The following is a 26,047-nucleotide window of genomic DNA, read 5'->3' on the forward strand; positions in this document are numbered from 1 at the left end:
GACCTAGACTGGGAGGCCTTCGGGCGTACGCGGAAAGGGAGAGCGACGGTGGCGGCAGACGCGGGAGATTTCACGGACCCTCCCGCGGAGGTCCTCGCCGAGGCGGCGGCGGCCTTCGGGCTGCTCTCCTCGCCCTCCCGGCTGCACATCGTCTGGGCCCTCGCCCAGGGCGAGAGCGACGTGACCGGGCTCGCCGAGCGCGTCGGCGGCGCGCTCCCCGCCGTCAGCCAGCACCTGACCAAGCTGAAACTGGCCGGTCTGGTCCGCTCGCGGCGCGAGGGGCGACGGCAGGTCTACCTGGTCGACGACCCCGAGGTGGTGACCGTGGTCCGGGTGATGGTCGGCCAGCTCACCGCCCGGAACCCGGCGCCCCTCCGACGCATCGGCACCGGTGCCTGAGACGACCGCCCCGGGCCCGCGCGCCCCGGACACCGGCGACAGCCGTGCCCCGGCCGCCCCGGAGACCCCCGGCCCGCCCACCGCGCTCCAGGTGCTGCGGGCCCTCGACAGCGGACCGCGCGGCCTGACGGACACCGAGGCCGAACGGCGACTGGCCCGGCACGGCGAGAACCTCCTGCCCGCCCGGCGGCCGGTCCCCTGGTCCCGGCGCTTCCTGCGCAGCCTCCGCGACCCCTTCACCACGGTCCTGCTCTGCCTCGGACTCGTCTCCGTGGTCGTCGCCGCCTGGGGCACCGGCGGCGTCATCCTCTTCCTCGTCGTCGTCAGCTGTCTGCTGCGCTCCTCGGGCGAGCACCGCGCCGACCGCTCCATGGCGGCGCTGCGGGAGTCCGTGGCCTCCACCGCGACCGTACTGCGCCGCCCGGCCCCCGGCGCCCCGGCCGCCCGGCCCCGGGAGATACCCGCCACCGAACTCGTCCCCGGCGATGTGGTCCGGCTGGGCCCCGGAGACCTCGTCCCCGCCGACGTACGGCTGCTGCGGGCCGCCGGGCTGCGCGTGCACGAGGCGGCCCTCACCGGCGAGTCCGCGCCCGTCGAGAAACGTCCCCCCGACGGCCCGGCGGCCCCCGGGGGACCCGGCCCCGGGACCGAGCCCCACCTGTGCTTCCTCGGCAGCAGCGTGGCCTACGGCAGCGCCACCGCCGTGGTCGTCGCCACCGGGGCCCGCACCCGCTTCGCCTCCGCCCACCGGCCCGCAGGACCGCGCGGCGAGAGCGCCTTCGACCAGGCGGTCCACGGCATCTCGTGGACCCTGATCCGCTTCATGCTGCTGACCCCGCCGCTGGTCCTCATGGCGGGCGCCGCGCTGCACGGGAAGGGCCTGGAGACGCTCCCCTTCGCCGTCGCCGTGGCGGTCGGCCTCACCCCCGAGATGCTGCCGGTCGTCGTCACGACCGTCCTCGCCCGGGGGGCCGCCCGGCTCGCCCGCGCCCACAAGGTGATCGTCACCCGGCTGCCCGCGCTCCACGACCTCGGCGCCGTCGACGTCCTCTGCCTGGACAAGACCGGCACCCTCACCCAGGACCGGCCCGTCGTCGCCCGCTCCGTGGACGCCCACGGCCAGGACGACCCCGAGGTGCTGCGCTGGGCCGCCGCCAACGCCTGGTGGACGCTCCAGCTCGCCGAACTGCCCACCCCCGACGCCCTCGACGAGGCACTCCTCGACCGGACCGGCGAGGACGAGCTGCCCGACTGCGACGGGGTGACGGCCCTGCCCTTCGACCCGGTGCGCCGACTGTCGACCGCCGTCGTACGACGGCCGGGCCGCCTCGGCGTCCACACCCTGGTCGTCAAGGGCGCCGTCGAGAACGTCCTGGAGCGCAGCGCCCTCGACGAAGCCGAGCGGCGGCGCCTCCTCGCCCTGGCCGCGCGCGAGGCGGACACCGGCGCCCGCCTCCTCGCCGTGGCCGTCGCCGAGCGCCCGGCCCGCGACCGCGCGTACACGCCCGCCGACGAACGCGGACTCGACTTCCTCGGGTTCGTCGTCCTGCACGACGCCCTCACCCCCACCGCCGCGGGCGCCCTCGACAGCCTCGCCGACCGGGGCGTGAGCGTCCGCATCCTGACCGGCGACCACCCGGGCACCGCCGTCCACACCTGCCGCGAACTGGGACTCGCCCCCGGCCGGGTCCTCACCGCCGAGGACGTCGACCGGCTGGACGACACCGCGCTCGCCGAGGCCGCCCGGGGCACCGTCGTCTTCGCGCGCTGCGCCCCCGAGCACAAGGCCCGGATCGTCGCGGCCCTGCGGGCCGAAGGGCACGTCACCGGGTTCCTCGGCGACGGCGTCAACGACGTACCGGCCCTGCGCGCGGCCGACGTGGGCCTCTGTCCCAAGGGCGCGGTCGCCGTCGTCCGGGACACCGCGGACGTCGTCCTGGCCGAGAAGGACCTCACGGCGGTGAACCACGCCATCGCCGTCGGACGGCACAGCGGCGGGAACATCGCCACCTATCTGCACATCACCCTGTCCTCGAACCTCGGCAACGTCATCGCCATGCTCGCCGCCGCGCTCCTGCTGCCGTTCCTGCCGATGCTCCCCGCCCAGGTCCTGGCGCAGAACCTGTGCTTCGACGCCGCCCAGCTCGCCTTCGCCCACGACCGGCCCGCCCCGGCCGCCCTCAAGGCCCCGACCCGGCTCAGGCCGCGCGGCTTCCTGCGGTTCATCAGTGGTTTCGGGCTGCTCAACGCGGTCGCCGACCTGGCCACCTTCGGGGTGCTCCTGGCCACCACCCGGGCCTCCGCCGACGTCGAGGGCTCCTTCCACGCGGGCTGGTTCACCGAGAACCTGCTCACCCAGGCCCTGGTCATGGTCCTGCTGCGCAGCACCCGGGGCGGCGGCACACCGGGCCCGATCCGGTACGCCGCCGGGGCCCTCGCGGCGATCGGCGTCCTGCTGCCGCTGTCCCCGCTCGGACCGACGCTCGACATGGCACCGCTGCCCCCGCTGTACTACGGGCTCCTCGCCGCCGTCCTCGCGCTGTACGCGGTGGCGCTGCGGGTGGCGAGGGCCCGCTACGACCGGCGGCTCGACGCGCCCGGGGACACGCGGGCGCGGTAGCCGTCCCGGGGGCCGTGCTCCCGCCGTCCCGTACGCCGTCCCCGGTCCTGCGGGCGGCTCAGCCGTACGAGAGGTTCGAGCAGGGGTCGTCGTCGGCGGAGCGGGTGTCCCGGGTGGGCACGGTCGCGGGCGTTCCGGTGGGGGAGGCCGAGGGGTTGTCCGCGTAGGACCGTCCGAGGACGACGTCGATGCCCGCCGTGCCGACCGGGCGCAGTTCGGCGGCGGCGAAGAACCGGGCGACCGTCGCGGCCTTCTCCTTCTGGCCGGGGCCGTACTCGATGACGGTGCCCAGGTGGTCCTGGGCGGCGGCCGTGGCCGTACCGGTGACGGTGAACCCCTCGGACCTCAGGGTCTCGGCCGCCCGCGCGGCCAGCCCCCGGACCCGGGTGCCGTTGTGGACGGCGACGGCGATGCCCTCCCCGGAGACGGGCGGGGGCGACGCCGCGGGCGTCGACGCGCTCGCGCCGCTCCCGCCGTCGGCGTTCTCCCCGTCGAGGGTGCGGTCCGCCTTCAGGGCGGCCCACAGCGCGTCCGCCTCGGGCTCCACGATCGCCACGCGCGCCCCCTGGTAGCGCCAGGGGAGCGTGACGAACTTCGTGTTGTGCAGATCGACGTCCTTCAGGGACATCGCGAACGAGATCAGCTTGTCGGCCGACCCGAGGCCGGGGTCCACCGTCAGGGACTTGGTCGCCGCGTCCGCGAGCGGCAGCAGCCGGGTCGGGGTGAACCCCTCGCTCTTCACCTTCTTGAGGAGGCTGGCCACGAACGCCTGCTGGCGCTTGATGCGCCCGATGTCGGAGCCGTCGCCGATGCCGTGGCGCAGCCGTACGTAGTCCAGGGCCCGCTGTCCGGCGACGGTCTGTTCCCCCTTGGGGAAGAGCAGCTCGCCCCGGGTCGCGCGCTTCGGGTCGAGGTCCTTCTGGTACACGTCGCCGGGCAGGCACACCCGTACGCCGTCGACGACGTCCGTCAGCGCGGCGAAGCCCTTGAAGTCCACCACGACGGTGTGGTCCACGCGCAGCCCGGTCAGCTTCTCCACGGTGTTCTGGGTGCACGCCGGGTTCCCCTTGGCGGTCTGGCCCACGCTGAACGCCGAGTTGAACATGGCGCCGCCGACCGGCCGGGTCCACCGGCCGTCGGGCAGCCGGCAGGACGGGATGTCCACCAGGGTGTCGCGGGGGAAGGAGACGGCGACGGCGTGCCGGCGGTCCGCGTACACGTGCAGGAGGAAGGCCGTGTCGGAGCGGCCGATGTCGTGGCTGTCCCCGCCGCCGAGGTCGCTGTTCCCGTCGGTGCGCGCGTCCGAGCCGATGACCAGGACGTTCTGCCCCCTGCTCGAAGCGGCCGGACGGTTGTCGGAGAGACCGTCCGCGCCGAAGGTGTCGATGTCGCCGCTGAGCCTGAGATACGCCCAGCCCATGCCCGCCGTCGCCAGGACGAGCACGGCCAGCGCGGCCATGAGGAGGCGTCCGCCCCGACCGCGCCCCCGGCGCCCTTGCGGCGCCGTGGACCGGCGCCCGTGCGTGCTGCGCTTTCCGCCTGTCATCTGTGTGCCCTCATTCGTCGCGGCCCGTATGAGGGGACGGTGGACGGGCCCCCGGGGTTGCACGACTGCGCAAGCCCGCAAGACGGCGCGCCCGGCCGGACACCCCGTCGCGCCCCGGCCGGAGGCACCGCGAGGACCGGCCGGTGCGGGAACACCGGCCGGGCGGTCACGCGGTCACGGACTCGCCGGGTCGTACCCGTACCGCAGCCGTCCGTCGTCGGTGTCCCCGTCCAGCCGGTAGACGTGGAGCGCCTCGATCCGGACCCCGGCACCCGCTCCCTCGGCCGCGCACGGATAGGTCACCTGCAGTACCGGTGGGCGGCCGGTCACCGTCACGCCCACCCCGTCCGCGGGACCGCCGAGGAGTACCGCGTTCCGCCGGTCCTTCATGTCACTCGTCCCCATGGGGAGACTTTAAAGCTTGCGCAACCCCAGAAGTGTCGTGAGGTCCGTCACGCGTGGGCCACCCGGGCGAGGGGCACATCTCGCTCCTTCCGGTTATACAGTTGCGCAATGTAGCAAGCGTTCCATCCGGTCGGACCGGGCGGAGCGCACCTGGAGCCGACAAGAGGGGGCGTGGCCGAGTGCTCCGCAACGCACTGGAACCGTGGCACCTGCTGCTCGTGGCGATCGCGTTCATCGTGCTCTTCGGATCGAAGCGGCTGCCGGACGCGGCGAGGTCCCTGGGCAGGTCGCTGCGCATCCTCAAGAGCGAGACGCGCGCCCTGCGCGAGGACGGCGCGGAGTCCGCCGCCGCGCCGACGCCTCCTCCCGGGTCCGGCGAGGACGGCCGCGCCGCCTCGCGGTAGCGCCGGGCCGGGCGCCCTCGACGTTTCAGTTATTGCGCAAATGAGGGAACTGGGGCGATGGCCTCGGCGTTCCTCAAGGTGAGAGGCCGGATGTACGGCACCGACACGACAGTGAGGAAGAAAAGTGGGAGTTTCCCTGGCCAAGGGCGGCAACGTGTCCCTCAGCAAGGAGGCCCCCGGACTGACCGCCGTTCTGGTGGGACTGGGCTGGGACGTACGCACCACCACCGGCGCCGCCTATGACCTGGACGCGTCCGCCCTGTTGTGCGACGCCTCCGGCAAGGTCGTCTCGGACGGGCACTTCGTCTTCTACAACAACCTCACCAGCCCGGACGGTTCGGTCGAGCACACCGGGGACAACCTCACCGGCGAGGGCGACGGCGACGACGAGTCGATCAAGGTGAACCTCGCGGGCGTGCCCGCCGACATCGCCAAGGTGGTCTTCCCGGTCTCCATCCACGACGCCGAGAACCGGGGCCAGAGCTTCGGTCAGGTCCGCAACGCGTTCATCCGCGTCGTCAACCAGGCGAACGGCCAGGAGATCGCCCGCTACGACCTGTCCGAGGACGCCTCCACCGAGACCGCGATGGTCTTCGGCGAGCTGTACCGCCACGGGGCGGAGTGGAAGTTCCGGGCCGTGGGCCAGGGTTACGCCTCCGGGCTGCGCGGCATCGCCATGGACTTCGGCGTCAACGTCTGACACCCCCTCCGCGCCGCCCCGCGTCCTCTCGGGGGCGACGAGGGCGGCGCGGGGCGTCCGGGGTGAGGTGCGGGGACCCCTGTCCCGTGTTTCTACAGTGCTGTAGATTCTGGCTGATCGCCGCAGTGATCGCCGCAGTGATCGCCGCAGTGATCGCGGCACGCCCGGCGCTCGCCGGTCACCTCCGACCCACCCGCCACCCGCTACCGGGGAGAAGACGTCCACGCATGTTCGGCATCAGCGAACTCGCCATCCTGCTCATCGTCGTCGTGCTGGTGTTCGGCGCCAGGAAACTTCCCGAACTCGCCCGCTCCCTGGGCAAGTCGGCCCGCATCCTGAAGAGCGAGGCCAGGGCCATGAAGTCCGAGGAACAGGCACCCCCGCGCGTCGTACGGGCCGCCCCCGGCGACGCCACCTGGAGCCCGGCCCCGCCCCGGGACGGGGAGGCCCCCCGCGCCTGAGCGCCGTCACCGGTGCTCCCCCCATGTCACCGATGCTCCCCCGCGTCATGGGTGCTCCCCGCGTCATGGGTCCCGCGCGGCTCACGGCCGTCCCCGCCACCGTGGGAGGACGGCGGGGGACCGGGGCCCAACGGCCCCACGACGGGTCCCAGCGGTCCCACGGCGGCGCCGAGCGCGTACGAGCCCCCGAAGACCAGGGCCAGCAGCAGAAGGAATCCCCACACGGCACACCGGGGCGTGGGACCCCGCGAGGGTTCTCGTGGTGCGTCCATCGGTCGTCCCTTCGGGTGCGGTGACGATCCGCGCCGACTGACCGGGCGCGCTCCCGAGGTGGTCGGACGGCGGGCCCGTCCGGTTCCCGCGAAAAGGGAGGCGGGCCCGAGAAACGGGCCCGCCTCCCGGATCAGGCGAGGACGGGGGCCCTCGTGGACCTCCCGCGCGCCGGTGCTCCGCCGCCCGGGGCGGACGGCGGACCGGGGTCCTCCTCCCCGTTCAGCAGGGCGATCAGCGAGGCACGGGCCCGCGCGACGCGCGAGCGGACCGTGCCGACCGGACAGCCGATGGTCTCGGCCGCCTCGGCGTAGGGCAGGCCCAGCATCTGGGTCAGGACGAAGGCGTCCTTGCGCTCCGGCGCGAGCGCGGCGAGCAGCTCGGCGAGGGCGACACCGTCCTCGAAGCCGGGCAGCCCCCGGGGCTGCGTCTGTTCGACCTCCTTCTGCCAGTCCTCGCGGTCGCAGAGCCGGGGCCGGGCAGCCGCGTGCCGCAGGCTGTCCACCACCGTCCTGCGGGCTATCGACAGCAGCCAGGTGCGGGCGGACGAGCGCCCCTGGAAGCGGGGGAGCGAGGCGAGGGCGCGCAGGAAGACCTCCTGGGTGAGGTCGTCGGCGGCCTGCCGGTCGGCGCTGAGATGGGCCACGTACCGCCAGACGTCACGGTGCAGGGCCCGTACGAAGAGATCGGTCTTGGCCGGGTCGCCGTCCCGGGCGGCGAGCGCGAGCCGGGTCGTCGCCGCGTCGCCGTCGGCGGTGTGCGGGAGCCGGGCCGGTCGCGCCGGTCCCGGGCGGGAGGTGTCGTGGACAGGAGTCATCGCCACAAGTCCTTACGGGGCAAGGGGAATCCGGTGGCGCGCGAGGGGCGGCACCGGTGACGGGTACGGCCTGCCGGGACGGCAGGACCGATGCCCGGGCGACGGCGCGGGAAGCCGTCGGACCCGGGGATCCGGCTGTCAGAGGACAGCGGGCACCCGTGGAGGTCCCCGGGAGACGACGCAGTGGGCGAGCAGGAGCCGCCGGGGCGCGCGTTCGTCACCGGCGCGCGCGGCACGGGGCCGGGGCCGGTCCGGCGTCACGGGGGCGAAGGCCGTGATCAGCAGCCGCAGGGGCCGGAACAGGCCCAGCGGCACGGCCCGCAGCAGACGGAACACGGCCCGTTCGCCGTACGCCATCCACACCCCGCTCAGGAACGCGGCGAGGAGGTGCGCCGAGAACATCCCGAAGGACGAGCCCATGTCTGTCATGTCGTGCGCCGCGGGCATCCCGTCGAGCGCCGCGCCGACCCGGGAGACGGCTCCGTGGTCCATGGCGGCGTGCGCGGGGCCGCCGGGTTCCGCCGTCCCGTGGGAGACGGCCCCGCGCACCAGGGAGGTCATCGTCGTGGCGGGGGCGCCGGTGGCCGGTGACCCGGCCGACTGGGACCAGCCGAACACCGTGTGCAGCGCGCTCTGGACGGCCATGCTCGTCACCGTGACGGCCACGAGGCCGCGTTCACGGCCCGAGAGGGCCCAGGCGACGGCCCAGGTGCCCGCGAGGGCGAGGGCCAGGACCGGACCGGGCAGGGCCCGCGCCGACATCAGGACGTGGCCGGTGGCCGCGAGCAGCACACAGACGGCCGCGAAGGCCGCGGCCCGCACCCCTCGCGCACATCGGCCTGGTGTCATGGCGCGCCCATCCTTGCACCCCTTCCCCCGGAGGCATGAGGACGGTGACGACCGTGCCGGGGGCGCCCTGGGACCCGTCGACACATGAGTACGCGACTGTGGCGCACCCCACAAGAGCGCCTCGGGAACTTCCGGCGCACCCGTGACGACTCCTCCGTGACGGCGGTGAACATCCGTGCACCGTGGGGGAGATGAGGTACGAGGTGAGCGGGGTGGACACGGCGGCGGCCGGTACCGGCCGGGGCGCGGGCCGGGGGCTGACCGCGCTGCTGACGACCGCCATGGCCTTCTCGATGATGCAGCTCTTCCTGCTCGGCGCCCTCGGCCCCCGGCTCGTCGACGGGCTCGGCGTGTCCGAGACGGTCCTCGGCCTGACCACCACGGTCGGGTTCGGCACGGCGGCCCTCCTCTCGCCCCTCGGGGGCCGTGTCGTGGACCGGTTCGGGCCCCGGCGCGCCCTGACGTGGCTGCTCGTCGTCTCCGCGGTCGCGCTCGCCCTGATCGGCGCGGCCCCCGGGCCGGGTGCGCTCCTCGCCGCCGTGGCGCTCGGGGGTCTTCCGCAGGCGCTCGCCAACCCGGCCACCAACAAGGCGATCCTGGCCGCCGTTCCCGCGCCGAGGCGGGGAGTCGTCACCGGGACCAAACAGTCCGGTGTGCAGTGGGGCGCGTTCGCGGCCGGGCTGCCCCTCGCGGCGCTGGCCGGTCTCCTCGGCTGGCGCGTCGCGGTGTGGGCGGCGGCCGGTGCGGCGCTCGGCGCGGCCCTGTGGGCCCGGCGCGCGCTGCGTCCCGACGTCCCGGCGCCGAGGGCGCCCGCCGACCGGGGGCCGTCCCGGCGCGGGGCCCCCGTCCCCTGGCTGGCGGCGTTCTCGCTCTTCCTCGGCGCCGGGATCGCCTCCGTCAACACCTATCTCGCCCTGTTCGGGGTCCAACGCCTGGGCCTGGGAGCGACGGTGGCGGGCGCGCTGGTCGCCGTCCTCGGCGTCGCCGGTGTCGGCGGCCGGATCGGCTGGTCCCGGGCGGCCACGCCCGGCCGGGCCCGGTGGCTGCCCGGTCTGCTCGCGGTCGGCGCCGTCGGTGCCGCCCTGCTCCTGGCGGCGGCCGTGGGCGCCGGGCCACTGGTGTGGCCGGCCGCCGTCGCCGTGGGCGTCTTCGCCGTGTCCGGCAACGCGGTCTCGATGGTCCTGGTCCTCCAGCGTTCCGCGCCCGGCCGGGCCGGTCAGGACTCGGCGCTGGTGTCCGCCGGGTTCTTCGCCGGATTCGCCCTGGGCCCGCCCCTGTTCGGCCTGTTCGCGGAGCACGGCCGGTACGCGGAGGGCTGGTTCCTGGTCGCGGCGGAGTTCTCCGTCGCGGCGGCCGTCGCCCTGGCCTGGGCGGTACGGGACCGGCGGCGCGAGGGGCCGGAGTGACCGCCGGAGCCTGGGCCGAGGAGGCCCTCGGACTGCTGCTCGCCCGGGCCGGGGAGACCGCCGCGCGGCTGGACGGCCGCTTCCCCCTGTACGCGGACCCGGACGACGGCCGGTGGACGACCACCGGACGCGGCTCGTGGACCGGCGGCTTCTGGGCGGGGCTCCTCCATCTGCGGGCCGGGCACACCGGCGCCCCCGCCGACCGTACGGCCGCCGGGACCGCCACCGCCCGGCTCGCCCCCTGGGCCGACGCGGACACCGCGACCCGGGGCCTGATCCTCTGGTACGGCACCGCCCTCGCGGACGGGGACGGGGCGGCGGACGCCCTGCGCGAGCGGGCGGCGCGGGCCGTGCTCGCCGCGTGGGACCCGCGACTCGGCCTGGTCCCGTGGGGCGCGGCGCTCGGCGGCCCCCGGCTGCGGGCCCGCGCCGACGGCGTTCCGGGCCTCGTCCCGCTGCTGGCCTCGGCGGGCCCCGGGGGACGGACGGCCGCCGCCGCGCACCTGGACCGGCACCTGGAGCTGTGCCTGCCCCCGACGACCGGCCCCCGGTCCCGCCCGGCCCGGCCCCGCCCGGCGTGGCGGCTGGAGGAGGGACGCCGGACGTCGGATGCGGGCCGCGCGCCCGGCGGTTGGGCGGCGGAGGGCCGTGCGCCCGGCTGTTGGGTGGAGGCGGACTCGGCGCCCGGTCGTCGGGCGGATACGGGCCCCGCGCCCGGCGGTTGGGCGGCGGAGGGCCGCGTGCCCGGCCATCGGGTGGAGGCGGACTCGGCGCCCGGCCGTCGGACGGAGACGGACTCCGCACCCGGCGGTTGGGCGGATGCTGGCCGCGCGTCCGGCCGTTGGACGCCGGAGGCGGACCCCGTGCCCGGCTGGGCCCGGGGCGAGGCGTGGCTCCTGCTGGCCGTCGCGGACGCCCTTCTGCTTCCGGACGCCCGGCCCCGCTGGTCCGGGGACGCCGAACGGCTCCTCGCAGCGGGCGAGTTCCTCACCGGACCGCTCGTCCCGCCCGCCGAGGCGCACCGCCCCGACGGCCCCCTGGACACCTCCGCCGCCGCCGTGGCGGCGACCGCCCTGCTCAAACTCGCCCTCGTCCCCGGCTTCGGACGGGCCACCGCGTGCGCGGCCCGCGCGGAAGCGGTCCTGCGCGGGCTCACGGCCGCCCACCTCACCCGGCCGGGCGGCCCCCGCCCTCCCGGGATGCTCCTCGACGGCTGCTACGACGCCCGCGCCGGAACCGCCGTCCGGCACGAACTCGTCTGGGGGGACTTCTTCCTGGCCCTCGGCCTGTCCGCGTTCCTCGGCCGGACGGACCTCAGACGGGTGTGACCCCGGGGTCACGGTGGCTCCGCAGCACGCGCCGGGCCACCGAGGACACGTGCTGCTCGTCGGGACCGTCGAGGACGCGGGCCGTCCGCCCCGTGCGCAGCAGCGCCGGAAGAGGGGTGTCAGGACCGAGCCCGGCCGCCCCGAAGACCTGGACGGCACGGTCCGCGACCTCCTGGAGCGCACGGGCCGCCGCCGTCTTCGCCAGACCCACCTCCACCCGGGCGTCACGGCCGCCCGCGACCAGGGCCATCGCCTCGTACGCCAGCGGCCGGGCGGCCCGCAGCGCCAACAGTGCCTCGAACACGTGCTGCTGGACGAGCTGATGGTCCGCGAGCGGACCCCGGACGCCCCGGCGGGCCACCGCCCGCCCGCACATCAGGCCGAAGGCGCGCTGGGCCTGCCCGATCCAGCGCAACGCCCGCAGCGTCCGGCCCAGTTGGAGGCGTTCGGAGGCGACCGCGAGCGCCCGTCCGGCATCGCCCACGAGATGGTCCCCGCCGACGGCGACGCCGTCGAACGCGATCTCGTACTGCCCGGTCGAGCCCAGGACGGGCAGGTCGCGCACGATCCGGAAGCCGGGGGAGGCCGTCGGTACGAGGAGCAGCGACAGTCCGTCGCGGTCGCCGGGCGATCCGCCGGTGCGGGCGAGCACGGTCACCAGGTCCGCGTCCGCCGCGTGGGACACGAACCACTTCCGGCCCGTGACCCGCCAGCCGCCCCCGGGGCCCCGCTCCGCCCGGGTCGCGGTCAGCGCGGGCTCGGTTCCGGGCGTGTCCGGCTCGGTCATCGCGTAACAGCTCCGCAGGGCGCCGGAGACCAGACCCGGCAGATACTCCGTCCGCGCCCGGGGCGAACCGTGCCGGGACAGCATCCGCACATCGAGGAGGGGCGCCGAACCGAGGGCGGCCGGACCGTGGTCGCTGGCGCCCTCCGCCTCGGCGAGCAGCCCGTAGGACCCCAACGAGAGCCCCCCGCCGCCGAGTTCGGACGGCAGCGGCAGCGCCCACAGGCCCTCCCGTCGCGCCTGTGACCGCAGCAGCTCCCGGGCCTCCCCGGCGCCGGGCCCGCCCGCGTCCAGCTCCGGCTCGCGGGGGAAGACCCGCTCGCGGACGAACACGGCGACCCGCTCCCGCAGCGACTCGACATCCGTTACGTCATGATCCCTCACCATTTCCTCCGTTCCGGGAACTCGGCGGAACGCCCGTCCGACTGCCTGCCCGTGGAAGTGGTCGGGCGCCGCCCCGCCCCAGTTCCCGCACCCGTGACAGTCCCGCGCGGCGGCCGGAGCCGCCGCGCCAGGAGAGGAGAGCCATGGTGCCACCACCGGCCACCCGCCCCGAGGCCCGTACCCCGCTCGACACCGCCCGCCCGCTCGACGCGCTGGACTTCCGGGTCGGCGGCCCCACGGCCCTGACCCGGGTCGTCTCCGACCATCTGCGACGGCTCGGCGCGCGCGTGCACGACGGGGACGGCGGCGGGGCCGGGGGCGTCGACGGCGGGGCCGGGGGCGCCGACGGCACGATCGAGGGCGACGGCGGCGGCTTCGCACCCCTCACGGCCCGTACCGCCTGGGGCGCGAGCGGCTCCGGCATCGAGGACGAGGCCACCGCCCAGGCGGTCACCGGCGTGATGGCCGTGCACGGCCGCCGCCACGGCACCCCGCGCGGCACCGGGGTCGACCTCCTCGCCACGGCCACCGGCGTGCTCACCGTGCAGGGCCTGCTCGCCGCACTCGTCGGCCAGGCCCGGGGCGGCCCGGCGGCCCGCGTGACGACCACGGCCGACCGGGCCGGTCTGCTCACGGTCTCCCAGTACCTCGCCGCCGCCGGGGCCGATGAACCGGAAGCCGTCGAACCGGCCCCCGGCGGACCGCCGTTCACCTCCGCCGACGGCGTCGGCTTCGAACTGGAGACGCTGGACCCCGAGGCGTGGGCCGCGTTCTGGCGGGCCCTGGCGGCCCCCGCCGAGGCGATCCGGGCGGGCTGGCGGCCCTTCCAGTTCCGGTACGCCACCGCCGGTGCGGCCTTCCCCACCGTCCTGCACGAGGTGACCCGGGGACACCCGTGGACGCGGGTCCGCGAGGCCGCCGCGCTCTCCGGCGCGGAGGTCTGCCGACTGCGCACCCTCGCCGAGCGGGCCCGGGAGGACGACGGCGCCGACCCCTGGACCCTGCGCCTGCTCGGCCCCGGACACCGGCAGGACGGCGCCCCCTCGCAGCCCGCCCGGCCGCTGTCCGGACTGACCGTCCTGGAGGCGGGCCGCCGCATCCAGGCACCCCTCGCCGCCCATCTGCTGGGCCTGCTCGGCGCCCGGGTGATCAGGATCGAGCCCCCGGGCGGCGACCCGCTCCGGGGGATGCCGCCCGCCTGCGGCGGGATCTCCGCCCGCTGGCTCGCCCTCAACCGGGGCAAGACGGCCGTCGAGGCCGACATCACCTCGCCCGCCGGACGACGGCGGCTGCGCGGACTCGTCGCCGAGGCCGATGTGTTCCTGCACAACTGGGCCCCGGGCAAGGCCGCCGCGCTCGGCCTCGACGCCGAACACCTGACCGCGCTCAACCCGTCCCTCGTCTACGCCCACACCGGCAGCTGGGCCGGGCGCCTCGACGACGCCCCCATGGGCACCGACTTCATGGTGCAGGCCCGCACCGGGGCGGGGGAGGCCGTCCACCCCTCCGGCGAACCGCCCGTACCGTCCCTGATGACCCTCCTCGACGTCCTGGGCGGTCTGCACGGCACCGAGGCCGTCCTCGCCGGGCTCCTGCTGCGCGCCCGCACCGGACACGGCGTACGGGTCGACTCCTCCCTGCTCGGCGCCGCCGACACCCTCCTCGCCCCCGCCCTGCGACGGGCCGCGACCGGCGCCGACCCCCGCCGCCCCGCCGGTTTCCGCCACCCGCTCCGCACCTCCGACGGCTGGGTCGCCCCCACCGACGCCTCCGCGACCGCCGCCTCGGCGCACGACGTCACGGGCATGTGCACCGAGGACGCCCTGGACCTGCTGCGCGGTCACGGGCTGACGGCCACCGCCGTCACCACCGCGCTCTCCGCCCTCCACCACGACCCGCGCCTGTCCGGACCGATCGGCAGGGACGCGCACGGCGCTCCCGCCGTCCCCGACCCCTGGAGCCTGACGTGACGCCCCTGACCGACCTCGTGCCCACCGCGCTCCGCCGCTCCTGGGCGGCCGACGGCACCTGCCCCGACCTCGACCTCTACAGCCTCCACCGGGCCGGACAGATCGCCGACCCGCACCGCACCGCCGTGATCGACGGCAAGGGGGCGCTCTGCCGCACGGCACTCGACCGCAAGGCCCGATGTCTGGCCGAGGGACTGCGCGGACTCGGCGTCCGAGCCGCCGACATCGTCGCCGTACAGCTCCCCGACGACCGCGACGCCGTCATCACCGACCTGGCCCTCGCCGCCCTGGGCGCCGTCGCCCTCCCCTTCCCGGTCGGGCGCGGAGCCGGGGAGGCCGGACGCCTGCTGCGCCGCGCGGAGGCCGTCGCGGTCGTCGCCGCCGTGGAACACCGGGGCCGTACCCCCGCCGCCGACCTCCTGGCCCTCGCCCCGGCACTCCCCGCCCTCCGCCACGTCGTCGCCGCCGGTCGCGGCACCGCCCCCGAAGGAACGATTCCGCTCGCCCGGCTGCTGCGCACCTCGCCCACGGCCTTCGTCCCGGCGCGCCCCGACCCCGACAGCGCCGCCCGCGTCCTCGTCTCCTCCGGCTCCGAGGCCGAGCCGAAGATGGTGGCGTACTCCCACAACGCGCTGGCCGGCGGACGCGGCAACTTCCTCGCCTCCCTCATGCCCGACGGCACCCCGCCCCGCTGCCTCTTCCTGGTCCCCCTGGCCTCGGCCTTCGGCTCCAACGGCACCGCCGTGGCACTCGCCCGGCACGGCGGCACCCTCGTCCTGCTCGACCACTTCACCCCCGAGGCCGCGCTCGCCGCCGTACGGGAACACGCCCCCACCCACGTCTTCGGCGTGCCCACCATGATCCGGATGATGCTGGAGGTCCTGGAGAACGAGGACGCCCCGCGCCCCCTCCCGGCGCCGACCGCGCTCGTCCTGGGCGGCGCCCCCCTCGACGGGACCACCGCGCGGGCGGCGGCCACCGCCTTCGGCTGCCCCGTCGTCAACCTGTACGGCTCGGCCGACGGCGTCAACTGCCACACCGGACTTCGGCACACCGTCCCGCCGACCAGCCCCTCGGGGGTCGTCGCGGGCCGCCCCGACCCCCGGGTCGCCGAGATCCGCGTCACCGACCCCGACACCCAGGAGCCGCTGCCCGACGGACGGGTCGGCGAGATCGTCTCGCGCGGCCCCATGACCCCGCTGCGCTACGTGGGAGCCCCGGAGCTCGACGCCCGCTACCGGACGGCCGGGGGCTGGGTCCGCACCGGTGACCTCGGCCTCCTCGACGACGACGGCGTCCTGCACGTCGTGGGCCGCCTCAAGGACGTGGTGATACGCGGCGGCGCCAACATCAGCCCCGCCGAGGTGGAGCGCGCGCTCGTCGTCCACCCGCGCGTCCGGGACGCGGTCTGCCTGGGAGTCCCCGACCCGCTCATGGGCGAACGCCTCGCCGTCTGCCTGGTCGCCAAGGGCTCACCGGCCCCGTCCCTCCCCGAACTGGCCGCGCACCTGACGGCCCGGGGACTCGACCGGCACAAACACCCCGAGCACCTGCTCGTCCTCCCCGAACTGCCGCTCACCGCGGCCGGGAAACCCGACCGGCCCGCACTGCGGGCCCGGCTCGCGGCCGACCCTGCGGCGGCCCTCGTCGAGGCGTGACGGGGGGGTGCGGGAGAGCAGCGGAGACGGGGGAGGCCGGGGGAGACGGACTCGTCTCCCCCGGCCTCCCCCGAGGGGCGGGCGGTCAGGACCCGCCCATGGCTTCCTTCAGCTCGGCCGCCGCGCCCCGGTACACCGCCAGGAGATCCAGATCCTCCCCCGGGTAGTTCACGATCCCGACCTGCCGGGCGCCGGAGCCCGGCAGCACGGTCCCGGTGGACATGTGCGCGTTGTCGAGCACGTACGCGGGCCGCTTCGCCGTGAGCGCGGCCAACCGGGCGGGGGTGACCGGTTCGGGGCCGTACGTGCCCACCGTCGTCGCGCCCGCGAGACCGGCCGCCCAGGCGGTGAACACCTGGGAGACGACGGCCGGGCTCCGGCCGCCCGGCCAGGCGGCCCTCAGCTCCCCGTTCAGCCGTGCGACCTCGCCGTCGAACCGGCCCTTCCACCGGGCGGCGGCGTCCTTCGTACCGAACAGGCCGCCCAGGCGCAGGACTTCGGCCCCCGCCCTGGCCGGGTCGTTGTCGAGGCCGACCTCGACCAGCTTCGCCCTCGAACCGGCGGCCTCCTTGATCTTCGCCGCGTACGGCTCGAACGGCGCGTACAGCACGAAGTCGGCCGCCGCGACGGCGGCCAGATCGGACGGCTTCGGCTCGTAGTCCGGGGCGTGCCGCACGGACGGCGGCACGAGCACCGTGACGTCCTCGGCTCCGGCGGCCCGCGCGAAGGCGCCCTCCCAGGTGGTCGTGGCCACGACCACCGGCTCGCGCCCGGCGGCCCCGGGACCCGCGGCGGGGGCGGTCTTCCCGGCTCCGCACCCGGTCAGCGGCGCCAGCACCGCGCTCAGTGCGAAGAGGGAAGCGATACGGGTGTGACGGACGCGGATGCGCGCCATGAGCGGTTTCTCCGTTCGGGGACGAGATGCGCGGCGAGGACGACGAGCCCCGCCGTCAGGACGAGGACAGGCCCCGGGGGCCAGTCCAGCCACAGGGCCAGCAGGAAGCCCGTGGCGTTGACCACGACACCGATGCCGACCGCCCACAGGGTGATCGACGCCAGCGAGCGGCCGAGGCGGCGGGCCGCCAGCGCGGGAAGCAGGGTCAGGGCGTCGACCAGCAGCGCCCCGGTCAGCCGGATCGCCCCGGCGACCGCGACGGCGACCAGGACCAGGAGCGCCGTCGTGAGGAACCGGACGGGCACCCCGGAGACCTCGGCCAGCTCACGGTCGTACAGCAGCAGCGCCACGTCCCGGCGCCGCCACCAGAACAGCGCCGGGACGACCACGGCCAGCGCGCCGAGCACGACGAGATCGGCCGTGCCGACCGACAGGATCGAGCCCCACAGCAGGGCGAAGGCCCCCGAGGCGTTGACACCGGAGACGGACAGGAGGAGCAGCGCGGCGGCGACGGCCAGGCTCATCAGCAGGCCCATCGCCCCCGAGAGCCCCGTCGGCGTGCGCGCCAGCGGGGCGACTCCGGCCCCCGACAGCGCACAGGCCACCAGCGCGCACAGCATCGGATCGATGCCGGTCAGCAGCCCGACGGCGACGCCGAGGAGCGCCACGTGCATCATGGCGAAGCGCACCGGCATGATGTCCAGGCCCACGATGACCACGCCGATCACCGGAAGCCCGACGGCCGCGAGGAACAGCGCGAGCCCCGCCCGCTGCACGGGCACGAGCTGGAGCACGGCGCCCAGGTCGGCGGTCGCGAGCGCGTTCACCGCACCTCCCGCAGCCGTCCGGCGGCCATCTCCAGGACCCGGTCGCAGCGTTCCGCGAGGGCCCGGTCGTGCGTCACGACCACGAGCGTGACCGGCAGCGCGGTGAGCACGTCGGCCGCCTCCTCCTGCCCCGCGAAGTCGAGGGCGGCGGTCGGTTCGTCGGCGAGCAGCACCCGCGCGCCCGCCGCGACACAGCCGAGGGCCCGCGCCAGGTACATCCGCTGCAGCTGTCCGCCGGACAGGGTGCCGACGGGGCGCGCGGCCAGCGCGCCGACCCCGAGCCGCCCGGCGGCCCGTACCGCCTCGGCCGGTGCCCCGCTGCTCGCGAGCAGCTCGTCGCCGCGCAGCGGGAACCGTCCGGCGGCGGGCTTCTGCGGGATCCAGGCGCACGACCGGCGCCGCCACGCCCACTCGGCGGCCGAGCGCGCACCGCGCCCGCCGACCTCGATGGTGCCGGTGGTCCGCCGGTGCAGCCCGAGGACGGCGCGTAGCAGCGTCGTCTTCCCCGAGCCGTTCGTCCCGGTCAGCGCGACCCGTTCTCCGGCGGCGATCTCCAGGTCCACCCCCGACACCGCTTCGTCGGCGCCGTGCCGACAGGCGACTCCCCGCAGGTGTATGTCCAGTCCGCCCATCCCGTGCCTCTCGCCGCCGCCGTGTCGGTGCGGTGAGGGAGTCGTACGGCGGCGGCCCCGGGTTCCCGGACGGCGGAGACCTCCCGCCCCCGGGTTCCCGGTCGGCGGAGGCCTCCCGCCTCCCCGCCGACCCGGGTGAGGTCGGCGGCGGCCTCCCGTGCCCCCACCGACCCCGGTGAGGACAGTGGAACCCCTTCTTGCACATATATTGCAAGTGCAGGAGTTACGCAGAAGGAGTGACGTGGTGGGCGGACCGGTGGTGCTGGGGATCGAGTCGTCGTGCGACGAGACCGGCGCGGGGATCGTGCGGGACGGGAAGCTGCTCGCGCACGTGGTGGCGTCGAGCATGGACGAGCACGCCCTCTTCGGCGGTGTCGTGCCCGAGATCGCCGCCCGCGCGCACCTCCAGGCGTTCACCCCCGTCGTACGGGAGGCCCTCGACCGGGCGGGACTGCGGCCGAGCCAGCTCGACGCGGTCGCCGTCACCACCGGACCCGGCCTCTCCGGGGCCCTCCAGGTGGGCCTCGCCGGGGCGAAGTCCCTCGCCTACGCGGCGGGGGTGCCGCTGTACGGGGTGCACCACCTCGCCGGTCACGTCGCCGCCGACACCCTGGAGCACGGGCCGCTGCCCAGCCCGTGCGTCGTCCTGATCGTCTCCGGCGGCCACACCTCCCTCCTCCTCGTACGGGACCTGGCGCGCGAGCCGATCGCACACCTCGGCGACACCCTCGACGACGCGGCCGGGGAGTGCTTCGACAAGGTCGCCCGGATCATGGGCCTGTCCTACCCGGGCGGGCCCGCCATCGACCGGGCCGCCCGCGACGGCGACCCCCGCGCGGTGCGCTTCCCCCGTCCCCTGACCCGCCCCGGGGACGACCCGTACGCCTTCTCCTTCTCCGGACTCAAGACGGCCGCCGCCCGCTGGGTCGAGCGGCACCGCCTCCAGGGGCTGGACCTCCCGGTCGCGGACGGGGCCGCCGCCCTCCAGGAGGCCGTCGCCGACGTCCTGACCCGCAAGGCCCTCGCCGCCTGCGCCGCGTACGACGTCCGGACACTGATCGTCGTCGGCGGTGTGGCCGCGAACTCCCGCGTCCGGGCGCTGGCCGAACAGCGCTGCGCCGCCGCCGGGGTGGAACTCCGCGTACCGCCGATGACCCTGTGCACCGACAACGGCGCCATGGTCGCGGCCGTCGGCGACCTCCTCGTCCGCGCGGGCGCCGAACCCGCCCCGCTGAACGTCTCGATCGACCCGTCCGCCCCCCTGGAACGCGCCTCCCTGACCCCGCTCCCCCCGGCCCCGGCCACCGTCGGCCCCGCGTCGTAGGTGCCATCCCGCCCGCCATGCCGGACGGTGCCGGACCAGCGGACTCACGCAGGTCCGGGCCGGTGCCTGGCGGGCCGCGCCACGGCGGTCAGGAGGCCGGGCCGGGGTCGTTGGGGTGGGGTTCGAGGGCGGTCACGGTGAGGGTCATCCAGGGGCGCAGCGGGAGGGTGCCGAGGACCTTCGCGTGGAGTTCGTCCTCGTCGGCGGCGCGCCACACCCCGATGCTCCGGAGTTCTCCCCGGGGGCGCCACAGCCGGGCGAGATGACCGGAGGCCGCCAGCTCGCGGGCGCGCAGGGCCTCGGCGGCGCGGCGGCGGTCGACCTCCTCGGAGGGGGTGCCCTCGGGAACGGTGGTGGTGATCTCGACCAGGTACTCGTTCATGGCTCTGCTTCCTTCGCGGGTCCGTCGTGGCGGGCCCCGGTGGCCGGTCCGGTGACTCCATCGTGCGTCCGCCGACGCCCCGGCGCCCTCCCCGCCGGAGCGGCCTCGGCGTCGGGGGCGTGGAGCTTTTCCGGTGCCACGGGGGCGCGCCCACGGCGAGCCGGGCCGCCTTCCAGTTCCCCACCGTCCCGCCGGACGTGCTGAACGTGCCGAACGGCGCCGTCCCCGCACCGGGCGAGGAGGGCGCCACGCTCGTCGTCCCCGCACCGGGCACGGCGCGCTTCGGCCACTACCGGCTCCCGGAGCCGTACCCCGCCCCATTGTTTAGCCGCACTACGTGAGCCCCGTGCGATTCGCCGTTGTTCCGGGCCGTCCGTAGGCCGAATGCTGGTCGTGTCCCTTCCGTACGCGGCGGAAGGGGCGCGAGCCATCGGGATTTCCGTCCCGGGACATTTCCCGGTGCGTGGATTTCCCGGATCCCGCCGCGTCTCACGGGGAATGCGGCGGGGTCTTCAGCCACCGAATCCACCGGAGCGGTCATGGATCCGCGGCTCGCCGGACGGACTGGTGTGGTGACAGCCGCCGACGGGAGGATCGGCGGTGCGGTGGTGTGGTGGTGCTGGACGTCTCCGCGTCTCCGCGTCTCCGCGTCCCGGCGCTGGGCGGTGGCTCGCGAGCGTCACGCCATGATCCACTGCCGACAGCGGTCACCGATGAGTTTCCGCTCTCCGTACCGTCTACAGACCGAAAGCCACGACGGCACCGGGTCACCCCGGCTGCCGGAGCCCACAGAGAAGAGAAGAACCATGCAGTACGCACTCGTCTACTCCTATGACCCCGCCGAGACCGGGCCCGGCGGGGACGCCGAGGTGGGCGAGTGGATCGCTCTCGACGACGAACTCACCGCGGCCGGGATCAAGGTCCACGAAGCGGGGTTCCATCCCGGCGCCCACGGCAAGACGGTGACCGTCCGCGACGGCGGAGCCACCGTCACCGACGGTGTCGCCGCGGGCTCCGTCGTCGCCGGTTACTTCATACTCGACGTGCCCGACGAGCAGACGGCGGTCTCCTGGGCCCAGCGGATCCCCTCCGCCCGCTACGGCCGGGTCGAAGTACGCCAGGTCGCCGTGGTCTGAGCCCCGCCACTCACCGCGACGGGAGCCGGGGCGAGGGCCCCGGGGCACGACCCGGGAGTACGACCCGGGAGTACGGAGCCAAGGACGCGGGCCCCGGGTGCCCGCACCGGGCGCCACTTCCCACGCCACTCCCCACGCCACGATGAGCTCCGGACCGGCGACAGGGCCCGGACCGTGTGTCGCGGTCCGGGCCCTGCTCCGTGCGGTGCCGCCCCGTGGCGGTGGTGCGTCAGCTCCGCGCGGTGTCGTCGCCCGTCTGCTCGGCGCCCTCGGTCGCGCGGGTCTTCTCGCGCATCTTGCGGACCAGCTCGGCCTTCTGGTCGGCGGCGCTCTGGCGGTCGAGGTTGCGGTGCGGACCGTTGTTCTGGCGCTCGGCGCGGGACTGCTTCTTGCGCTGGCCGCCGCCCTGGCCCACGGGATTGTTGATGTTCTTGCTGTCGGTCACGGGTTCTCCCGGTGCTGATGTGGAGCGAGCTGTGGATTCATCGGTGGGGGACGGGCGCGGCGACGCTGAAGGACGTCAGCGGGGGCCCGTCACGCTCTCACTCGGCAATCGGTGTCTGGAAGAACATGACAACGACGTTACCCGGTCCCGCCGACCCCGTACGCCAAGCGACGTCAGGAGGGGCGCCGCCCACGGTGCGGCATGACCTCCACCGACGGGGAAGCCGGGCACGGTATCGGCGGACGAGCCGGTACGGGAGCGCCACCCGTCGCCCGAGGTGCCTTCCGGCCCGCCGGGCGGTCCAGGTGACCCGGACCACGGGCCCGCCGTCCGTACCGGACCGCCGTCCGCCGACCGTTGCGCGTGCCGGGGGCGAGGGCGGCTCCGCTCAGGAGTGACGGTGGTAGGCCTTGTTGGCGATGCGCCAGCCGTCCTCGACACGTACCAGCAGGAAGACGTCGGTGAAGGTGTCCGCGCCGTGCGCCAGCGTCATGGTCGCGGTCGCGACGGAGCCGTGGACGTCGACGGCGTCGATCCGGCGTGACCGGGTGGCCTCGTCGGGGGCGGGCGAACCGTGGAAGAGGGTGCAGTACGTGTCCAGGGGCCACGAGACGAACGCGCCCTCCCTGATCCCCTCGATGTGGGCGCTGGGGAGGAACGCCTCACGGAAGTGCGCGGGATCGCCGGTGGCATGGCCGCGCATGTAGGCGCGGAGGGGTTCGAGCACGGCGTCCGGCACGGCGGGGACCGTGGCGGCGAGGGCGATGTCCGACTCGGCGCCGACCGTGGCGTCGGCACCGGTGTCGGCCAGTCCGGCCGCACTGCGCAGGGGCAGGTCCGAGGCGTCGGCCAGCAGCGCCATGTCCTTGGCCAGCGCCCCGATCGTGAACTCGGCCGCCGGTGCGGCTGGTTCAGCCGGTTCGGTCACCAGGAAGGCGCGCTTGCGGGCCACGAGGCCGCCGAGCTGGCCGAGTTCGAGGACATCGAGGACCTGGGCGCGCGGCAGACCGAGCGCGTCGGCCTGCCGCAGCGTGTCGCGCAGGGCGAGAACGGCTCCGGAGAGGCTGTTGTTGGCGACCAGCTTCAGCGCGGCGGCGGTGGCCGCGTCGTCCACGGGCCGTACGGTGCCCAGGGCCTCCAGCACCGGCCGGACCCGGTCCAGGGTGTCGGGGTCGGCCGCGGCGAGGATCTGCAGGGCCCCGGCCGCGACCGCCGACACGGAACCGAGCACCGGCGCGTGGACATAGGACGGGCCGAGGCGCCCGGCCAGCTCCGCCGCCTCGGCGGGCGCGACGGTGCTGAGGTTCACGACCGCCGTGTCCGGGCGCAACGAGCCCCGGACGTCGTCGAGGACCTGGCGGCAGGCCGGGCCGTCGAACAGCGCCAGGACGACGAGGTCGGCCCGCGCCACCGCGTCGTTCGCGTCGGAGGTCGTCTTCACGGCGTCGGAGCCGCGCCCGGAGCGGGTCCAGCCGACGACGTTCCGGTTCTGGGCGGTGAGGCGGGTCGCGATCGCGCCGCCCATGCGCCCCAGGCCGAGGACGGCGATCGTGTGTGCTGCAGTCATGGGAGCCACCTTGGTGTACGGGGCGGAGGGCGACAAGTGGAGATCACGCGGGGCTCGTTCCCGCCGGTGGGCTCGTTCTCGTCGGTGAGTCCGGTGAGTCCGGTGAGTCCGGTGAGTCCGGTGAGTCCGGTGAGTCCGGTGAGTCCGGTGAGTCCGGTGAACCCGGTGAACCCGGTGAACCCGGTGAACCCGGTGAACCCGGCGGGTCCGGCGGGTTCAGTCGGTCAGGTCGAAGAACTCCGCCGCGCGGGCCAGGGCCGGCAGGTCCGCCTCCAGATCGCCCGCGCCGTGGGCGCGGGCCAGCAGCGCGCCGCGCCAGTGCATGTCGAGGTAGTCGGCCGTGCGGCGGAGCATCCCGGTGAGCGGTTCGGTGTCGGTGTCGTCACCGCGCGCGTACGCGGTGACGGCCCACAGGTTCTTGCCCCGCATCCGCTCCCGGAAGCCGACGTCCGGCAGCCCGCTCCAGCGGGCCCAGTAGTCGAGGTAGAGCTTCGTCGCGGCGGAGACGCTGTACCAGTGCAGCGGGGACGCGAGGACGATGTCCGTGCTGTCCAGGGTCGCGTCGAGCAGCACCTTCTCCGGGCCGTCCAGGAGCGGCCCGGACGGGCGCGCGGGGAGCGGCAGTTCGCTCAGGCTGAGCCAGCCCGTGGCGGCGTCCGAAGGGAGACCCTCGGCCGCGTACCGGGCCAGGGCCTCGGTGTTCCCGCCGCCGCGCGGGCTGCCCAGGATGAAGGCGAAGCTCCGGCTGCGTACCGATTCGAGCGTGGCAGTCACAGCAGTCCTCACTGCTCGTGGTGGTCGGGCGGAGTGGTCGGGCACGGCGGTCAGACCGTGCGGTCGGCGACCAGCCGGAGGTGGTCCCGGGCGTCGCTGTGCAACTGGTCCGAGTAGTCGATGGCTCCGCCGGGGCCCGCGTACCGGAGCTTGCGCGCCCCGGAGGTGCGGCGCAGGATCGTGACGCTGTTCTGCATGAGCTTCTGCGACTCCAGCAGGCTGACGACCTCCAGCTCGCCCGGGTTGCGCTCCTGGAACTTCGCGATGTAGCGGCGGACCGCGTCCCCCTCCGGGTACGTCATCAGGTAGTGCATGACGACGAGGCCGCCGTCCGGGTTGATGAGCGGCCAGAAGTGGTCGAAGAACCACAGGCACTCCCAGGCGTCGACCCAGGCGAAGTCGATGGGGGTCAGCTCCTCGGGGAGCTTGTCCAGCGAGTCCTTCAGATCGGCGTTGACGACGGTGACCCGCTCGTCCAGGCCCAGTTCGGCGAGCACCTCGCGGACCCGGCCCGCGGAGGACTCGGCGATGGACAGGTTGTCCACGGCGGCCAGCGTCGGACGGTACGGCTCCAGATGCGAGGCGGGCGTGACGAGCGGGGGCTCGGCGAGCAGCCAGCCGTCGTCGAGCGCGCGGCCGGAGTCCAGGTGCTCGCGGGTCTTCGCGGCGAGCGCGAGGGACTCGGCGGCGACCGTCCGCTCGGCCTCGGCGAGCGCGGCGGCGAGGAAGGGGGTCGTATACCCCATCCCGACCTCCAACACCCGCTGGGGGCGCAGAAGTTGGACGAGGTTGGCGAGAAGTGGACCGACCACTTCGGTGCCCATTCCGGGCACCGACAGCCGGGCGACCGCCGTACGGAACTCTTCGCTGTGAATCGAATGAGGCATTTCCATCCCTTGGTAAATGCGGTGTCGAACTGCTGGGAGTGGGCCCACTCATGCTTTCCGCCGCACAGTTGCTGCAACAACTTTCTGACCTAACATGTATGCGCAGCGCATGATCACGCAGGGGGGCAAATGTTACAAACAGGGTGTGTGGGCGCACGGTGTGGACCAGGGTTGTGCGAGTCGGGACTACGCCGTTACGAAAGCGCCGTCACCGGTGGGCCGGTCCCGGCCGATCCGCCGGTGCGTTGCGCGACCGAGCTGGGACTGCTGGTGCCGGTGCCGGGGGAACCGGGGCTCCTGGCGCCGGTCGCCCCGACGATAGCCGCCGGCCGTACGCTGGCTCCGCTGGAGCGGGAACTCGCGGAGAACGGACGGCGGTTGGAGGCTCTGGCCAAGTCGTTCGAGACGGCGGAGGCGGTGTACACCGAGGGCCGCCAGGGCGGTCCGCAGTCGTCGAGGGTGCTGCGCGGCGCCGCCGAGATCGCCGAGACGATCGACACCGCGGTCGGACTGTGCAAGGCGGAGCTGCTGACCGCCCAGCCGGGTGGCCGACGACCGCCGCAGATCCTGGAAACGGTCGTCCGCCGCAATCTCGACCTCCTGTCGAGAGGCGTATCGCAGCGCACTCTGTATCAACATGCCGTATGGAATCATCCGCCCACAGCGGAATACATCCGCACTGTCGTGGAAGCCGGCGGCGGTATCCGGACCGTTGATGAAATGTTCGACCGGGTCATCATCTGTGACCGCGCGGTGGCATTCATTCCGACGCTTTCCGATTCTCCGGACGAGGCTCTGGAAGTGCGCGATCCGCATGTCGTCCGGTATCTGGCCAATGTCTTCGAGTACGCCTGGGCACGCGGCACCCCGGTGGACCCGGCCGCCGGAAAAAGGCCGGAGATCGTCGTCTCGGAGCTGGAGCAGAGCATCGTTCGCTTCCTGGTCGCCGGACACACGGAGGAGAAGATCGCCCGAGGGCTCGGCATCAGCCGCCGGACCGTGGCCGAGTACATCAGCCGGATCTCGCGGCGCCTCGGCAGCGTCAGCCGGGCCCAGCTCGGCTATCTGATCGCGACCAAGGGGCTGTTGCCGGAGTCGCCGAACGAACGGGACTGCCCGCCATGACGGTTGCCCGAAGCCACCCGGCGCTCCCGGGCCCCTCCGGCGGTGGTGACGC

25 protein-coding genes are annotated in these 26,047 nt (G+C 74.9%); 12 read left to right on the plus strand and 13 right to left on the minus strand.

The window, feature by feature from the left end; translation table 11 throughout:
* Nucleotides 1–48: 48 nt before the first annotated feature.
* Together ACFXGN_RS00145 and mgtA are read left to right on the plus strand one after the other, a co-directional pair.
* Complete coding sequence (locus ACFXGN_RS00145; RefSeq protein ID WP_366445005.1) at nucleotides 49–399, plus strand: metalloregulator ArsR/SmtB family transcription factor; 351 nt, start codon at nucleotides 49–51, stop codon at nucleotides 397–399.
* Nucleotides 392–3,019, plus strand: a complete 2,628-nt coding sequence (mgtA, locus tag ACFXGN_RS00150; protein ID WP_384851396.1) for a magnesium-translocating P-type ATPase — start codon at nucleotides 392–394, stop codon at nucleotides 3,017–3,019. Before ACFXGN_RS00145 ends, mgtA begins: the two co-directional genes overlap by 8 nt.
* 58 nt (nucleotides 3,020–3,077) lie before the next feature.
* Here the strand turns inward: mgtA and ACFXGN_RS00155 are convergent, their stop codons facing one another.
* Both ACFXGN_RS00155 and ACFXGN_RS00160 read right to left on the minus strand, forming a co-directional pair.
* Complete coding sequence (locus tag ACFXGN_RS00155; protein WP_384851397.1) at nucleotides 3,078–4,565, minus strand: LCP family protein; 1,488 nt, start codon at nucleotides 4,563–4,565, stop codon at nucleotides 3,078–3,080.
* 174 nt (nucleotides 4,566–4,739) lie between these two features.
* A complete protein-coding gene (locus ACFXGN_RS00160; RefSeq protein WP_351780549.1) occupies nucleotides 4,740–4,970 on the minus strand; it encodes a hypothetical protein in 231 nt (76 codons plus the stop codon).
* Nucleotides 4,971–5,149: 179 nt separating this feature from the next.
* On the opposite strand from ACFXGN_RS00160, the gene tatA (ACFXGN_RS00165) reads away from it, so the two are divergent.
* The 3 genes from tatA (ACFXGN_RS00165) to tatA (ACFXGN_RS00175) all read left to right on the plus strand — a co-directional run bounded on the left by tatA (ACFXGN_RS00165) (nucleotide 5,150) and on the right by tatA (ACFXGN_RS00175) (nucleotide 6,535).
* Nucleotides 5,150–5,374 carry a Sec-independent protein translocase subunit TatA gene (tatA, locus tag ACFXGN_RS00165; protein WP_384851398.1) on the plus strand — a complete coding sequence of 75 codons (225 nt, stop codon included), beginning with the start codon at nucleotides 5,150–5,152 and terminating at the stop codon, nucleotides 5,372–5,374.
* Between the two features lie 124 nt (nucleotides 5,375–5,498).
* Entirely contained in the window at nucleotides 5,499–6,074 is a 576-nt protein-coding gene (locus tag ACFXGN_RS00170; RefSeq protein ID WP_384851399.1) for a TerD family protein, read from the plus strand.
* A 227-nt stretch (nucleotides 6,075–6,301) separates the two neighbouring features.
* Nucleotides 6,302–6,535 (plus strand): Sec-independent protein translocase subunit TatA, encoded by a 234-nt coding sequence (gene tatA, locus ACFXGN_RS00175; RefSeq protein ID WP_384851400.1) that lies wholly within the window; start codon nucleotides 6,302–6,304, stop codon nucleotides 6,533–6,535.
* A gap of 403 nt (nucleotides 6,536–6,938) precedes the next feature.
* On the opposite strand, the gene ACFXGN_RS00180 is transcribed toward tatA (ACFXGN_RS00175), so the two are convergent.
* On the minus strand, nucleotides 6,939–7,622 hold the full coding sequence (locus ACFXGN_RS00180; protein ID WP_384851401.1) for a sigma-70 family RNA polymerase sigma factor: 684 nt from the start codon (nucleotides 7,620–7,622) through the stop codon (nucleotides 6,939–6,941).
* Between the two features lie 138 nt (nucleotides 7,623–7,760).
* Nucleotides 7,761–8,471, minus strand: a complete 711-nt coding sequence (locus ACFXGN_RS00185; RefSeq protein ID WP_384851402.1) for a hypothetical protein — start codon at nucleotides 8,469–8,471, stop codon at nucleotides 7,761–7,763.
* 191 nt (nucleotides 8,472–8,662) lie between these two features.
* Between ACFXGN_RS00185 and ACFXGN_RS00190 the strand changes: the two genes are divergently transcribed.
* Nucleotides 8,663–9,877: an MFS transporter gene (locus ACFXGN_RS00190; RefSeq protein WP_384851403.1), complete on the plus strand. Its 1,215-nt coding sequence runs from the start codon at nucleotides 8,663–8,665 to the stop codon at nucleotides 9,875–9,877.
* On the plus strand, nucleotides 9,874–11,205 hold the full coding sequence (locus ACFXGN_RS00195) for a sugar ABC transporter permease (RefSeq protein WP_384851405.1): 1,332 nt from the start codon (nucleotides 9,874–9,876) through the stop codon (nucleotides 11,203–11,205). The genes ACFXGN_RS00190 and ACFXGN_RS00195 overlap by 4 nt, the downstream gene beginning before the upstream one ends.
* Here ACFXGN_RS00195 and ACFXGN_RS00200 read toward each other — a convergent pair.
* Entirely contained in the window at nucleotides 11,192–12,376 is a 1,185-nt protein-coding gene (locus ACFXGN_RS00200; RefSeq protein ID WP_384851406.1) for an acyl-CoA dehydrogenase family protein, read from the minus strand. The two genes, ACFXGN_RS00195 and ACFXGN_RS00200, sit on opposite strands and share 14 nt — an antisense overlap.
* Nucleotides 12,377–12,516: 140 nt before the next feature.
* Between ACFXGN_RS00200 and ACFXGN_RS00205 the strand changes: the two genes are divergently transcribed.
* Together ACFXGN_RS00205 and ACFXGN_RS00210 are read left to right on the plus strand one after the other, a co-directional pair.
* The gene (locus tag ACFXGN_RS00205) at nucleotides 12,517–14,343 is read left to right on the plus strand and encodes a CoA transferase (protein ID WP_384851408.1); all 1,827 of its coding nucleotides are present in this window, start codon (nucleotides 12,517–12,519) and stop codon (nucleotides 14,341–14,343) included.
* Entirely contained in the window at nucleotides 14,340–16,001 is a 1,662-nt protein-coding gene (locus ACFXGN_RS00210; protein ID WP_384851410.1) for a class I adenylate-forming enzyme family protein, read from the plus strand. The genes ACFXGN_RS00205 and ACFXGN_RS00210 overlap by 4 nt, the downstream gene beginning before the upstream one ends.
* A gap of 85 nt (nucleotides 16,002–16,086) precedes the next feature.
* On the opposite strand, the gene ACFXGN_RS00215 is transcribed toward ACFXGN_RS00210, so the two are convergent.
* From ACFXGN_RS00215 to ACFXGN_RS00225, 3 genes are read right to left on the minus strand one after another with little or no spacing between them, the layout of a single operon-like run.
* Nucleotides 16,087–16,896 (minus strand): metal ABC transporter solute-binding protein, Zn/Mn family, encoded by an 810-nt coding sequence (locus ACFXGN_RS00215; protein ID WP_384851412.1) that lies wholly within the window; start codon nucleotides 16,894–16,896, stop codon nucleotides 16,087–16,089.
* Nucleotides 16,845–17,723, minus strand: coding sequence for a metal ABC transporter permease (locus ACFXGN_RS00220; protein ID WP_384851414.1), 879 nt, complete (start codon nucleotides 17,721–17,723; stop codon nucleotides 16,845–16,847). The genes ACFXGN_RS00215 and ACFXGN_RS00220 overlap by 52 nt, the downstream gene beginning before the upstream one ends.
* Nucleotides 17,720–18,355 carry a metal ABC transporter ATP-binding protein gene (locus tag ACFXGN_RS00225; RefSeq protein ID WP_384851416.1) on the minus strand — a complete coding sequence of 212 codons (636 nt, stop codon included), beginning with the start codon at nucleotides 18,353–18,355 and terminating at the stop codon, nucleotides 17,720–17,722. Before ACFXGN_RS00225 ends, ACFXGN_RS00220 begins: the two co-directional genes overlap by 4 nt.
* A 256-nt stretch (nucleotides 18,356–18,611) precedes the next feature.
* Here ACFXGN_RS00225 and tsaD point away from each other — a divergent pair, with 256 nt between their 5' ends.
* Nucleotides 18,612–19,679 carry a tRNA (adenosine(37)-N6)-threonylcarbamoyltransferase complex transferase subunit TsaD gene (gene tsaD, locus ACFXGN_RS00230; protein WP_384853047.1) on the plus strand — a complete coding sequence of 356 codons (1,068 nt, stop codon included), beginning with the start codon at nucleotides 18,612–18,614 and terminating at the stop codon, nucleotides 19,677–19,679.
* Between the two features lie 88 nt (nucleotides 19,680–19,767).
* Here the strand turns inward: tsaD and ACFXGN_RS00235 are convergent, their stop codons facing one another.
* Nucleotides 19,768–20,061: a muconolactone Delta-isomerase family protein gene (locus tag ACFXGN_RS00235; RefSeq protein ID WP_384851418.1), complete on the minus strand. Its 294-nt coding sequence runs from the start codon at nucleotides 20,059–20,061 to the stop codon at nucleotides 19,768–19,770.
* Nucleotides 20,062–20,867: 806 nt separating this feature from the next.
* On the opposite strand from ACFXGN_RS00235, the gene ACFXGN_RS00240 reads away from it, so the two are divergent.
* Complete coding sequence (locus tag ACFXGN_RS00240; RefSeq protein WP_384851419.1) at nucleotides 20,868–21,197, plus strand: YciI family protein; 330 nt, start codon at nucleotides 20,868–20,870, stop codon at nucleotides 21,195–21,197.
* A gap of 229 nt (nucleotides 21,198–21,426) precedes the next feature.
* Here ACFXGN_RS00240 and ACFXGN_RS00245 read toward each other — a convergent pair whose 3' ends face one another.
* From ACFXGN_RS00245 to ACFXGN_RS00260, 4 genes are all read right to left on the minus strand, one after another.
* A complete protein-coding gene (locus ACFXGN_RS00245) occupies nucleotides 21,427–21,642 on the minus strand; it encodes a DUF6243 family protein (RefSeq protein ID WP_384851421.1) in 216 nt (71 codons plus the stop codon).
* Nucleotides 21,643–22,030: 388 nt separating this feature from the next.
* Entirely contained in the window at nucleotides 22,031–23,209 is a 1,179-nt protein-coding gene (locus ACFXGN_RS00250) for a nuclear transport factor 2 family protein (protein ID WP_384851423.1), read from the minus strand.
* A gap of 216 nt (nucleotides 23,210–23,425) precedes the next feature.
* The gene (locus tag ACFXGN_RS00255; RefSeq protein WP_384851425.1) at nucleotides 23,426–23,983 is read right to left on the minus strand and encodes a flavodoxin family protein; all 558 of its coding nucleotides are present in this window, start codon (nucleotides 23,981–23,983) and stop codon (nucleotides 23,426–23,428) included.
* Nucleotides 23,984–24,033: 50 nt separating this feature from the next.
* On the minus strand, nucleotides 24,034–24,870 hold the full coding sequence (locus ACFXGN_RS00260) for a class I SAM-dependent methyltransferase (RefSeq protein WP_384851427.1): 837 nt from the start codon (nucleotides 24,868–24,870) through the stop codon (nucleotides 24,034–24,036).
* Nucleotides 24,871–25,110: 240 nt separating this feature from the next.
* On the opposite strand from ACFXGN_RS00260, the gene ACFXGN_RS00265 reads away from it, so the two are divergent.
* Nucleotides 25,111–25,995, plus strand: coding sequence for a LuxR C-terminal-related transcriptional regulator (locus tag ACFXGN_RS00265; RefSeq protein ID WP_384851429.1), 885 nt, complete (start codon nucleotides 25,111–25,113; stop codon nucleotides 25,993–25,995).
* The last annotated feature ends 52 nt before the right edge of the window (nucleotides 25,996–26,047 follow it).

This window comes from Streptomyces sp. NPDC059247 (genome assembly GCF_042754005.1).
Lineage (GTDB): Bacteria > Actinomycetota > Actinomycetes > Streptomycetales > Streptomycetaceae > Streptomyces.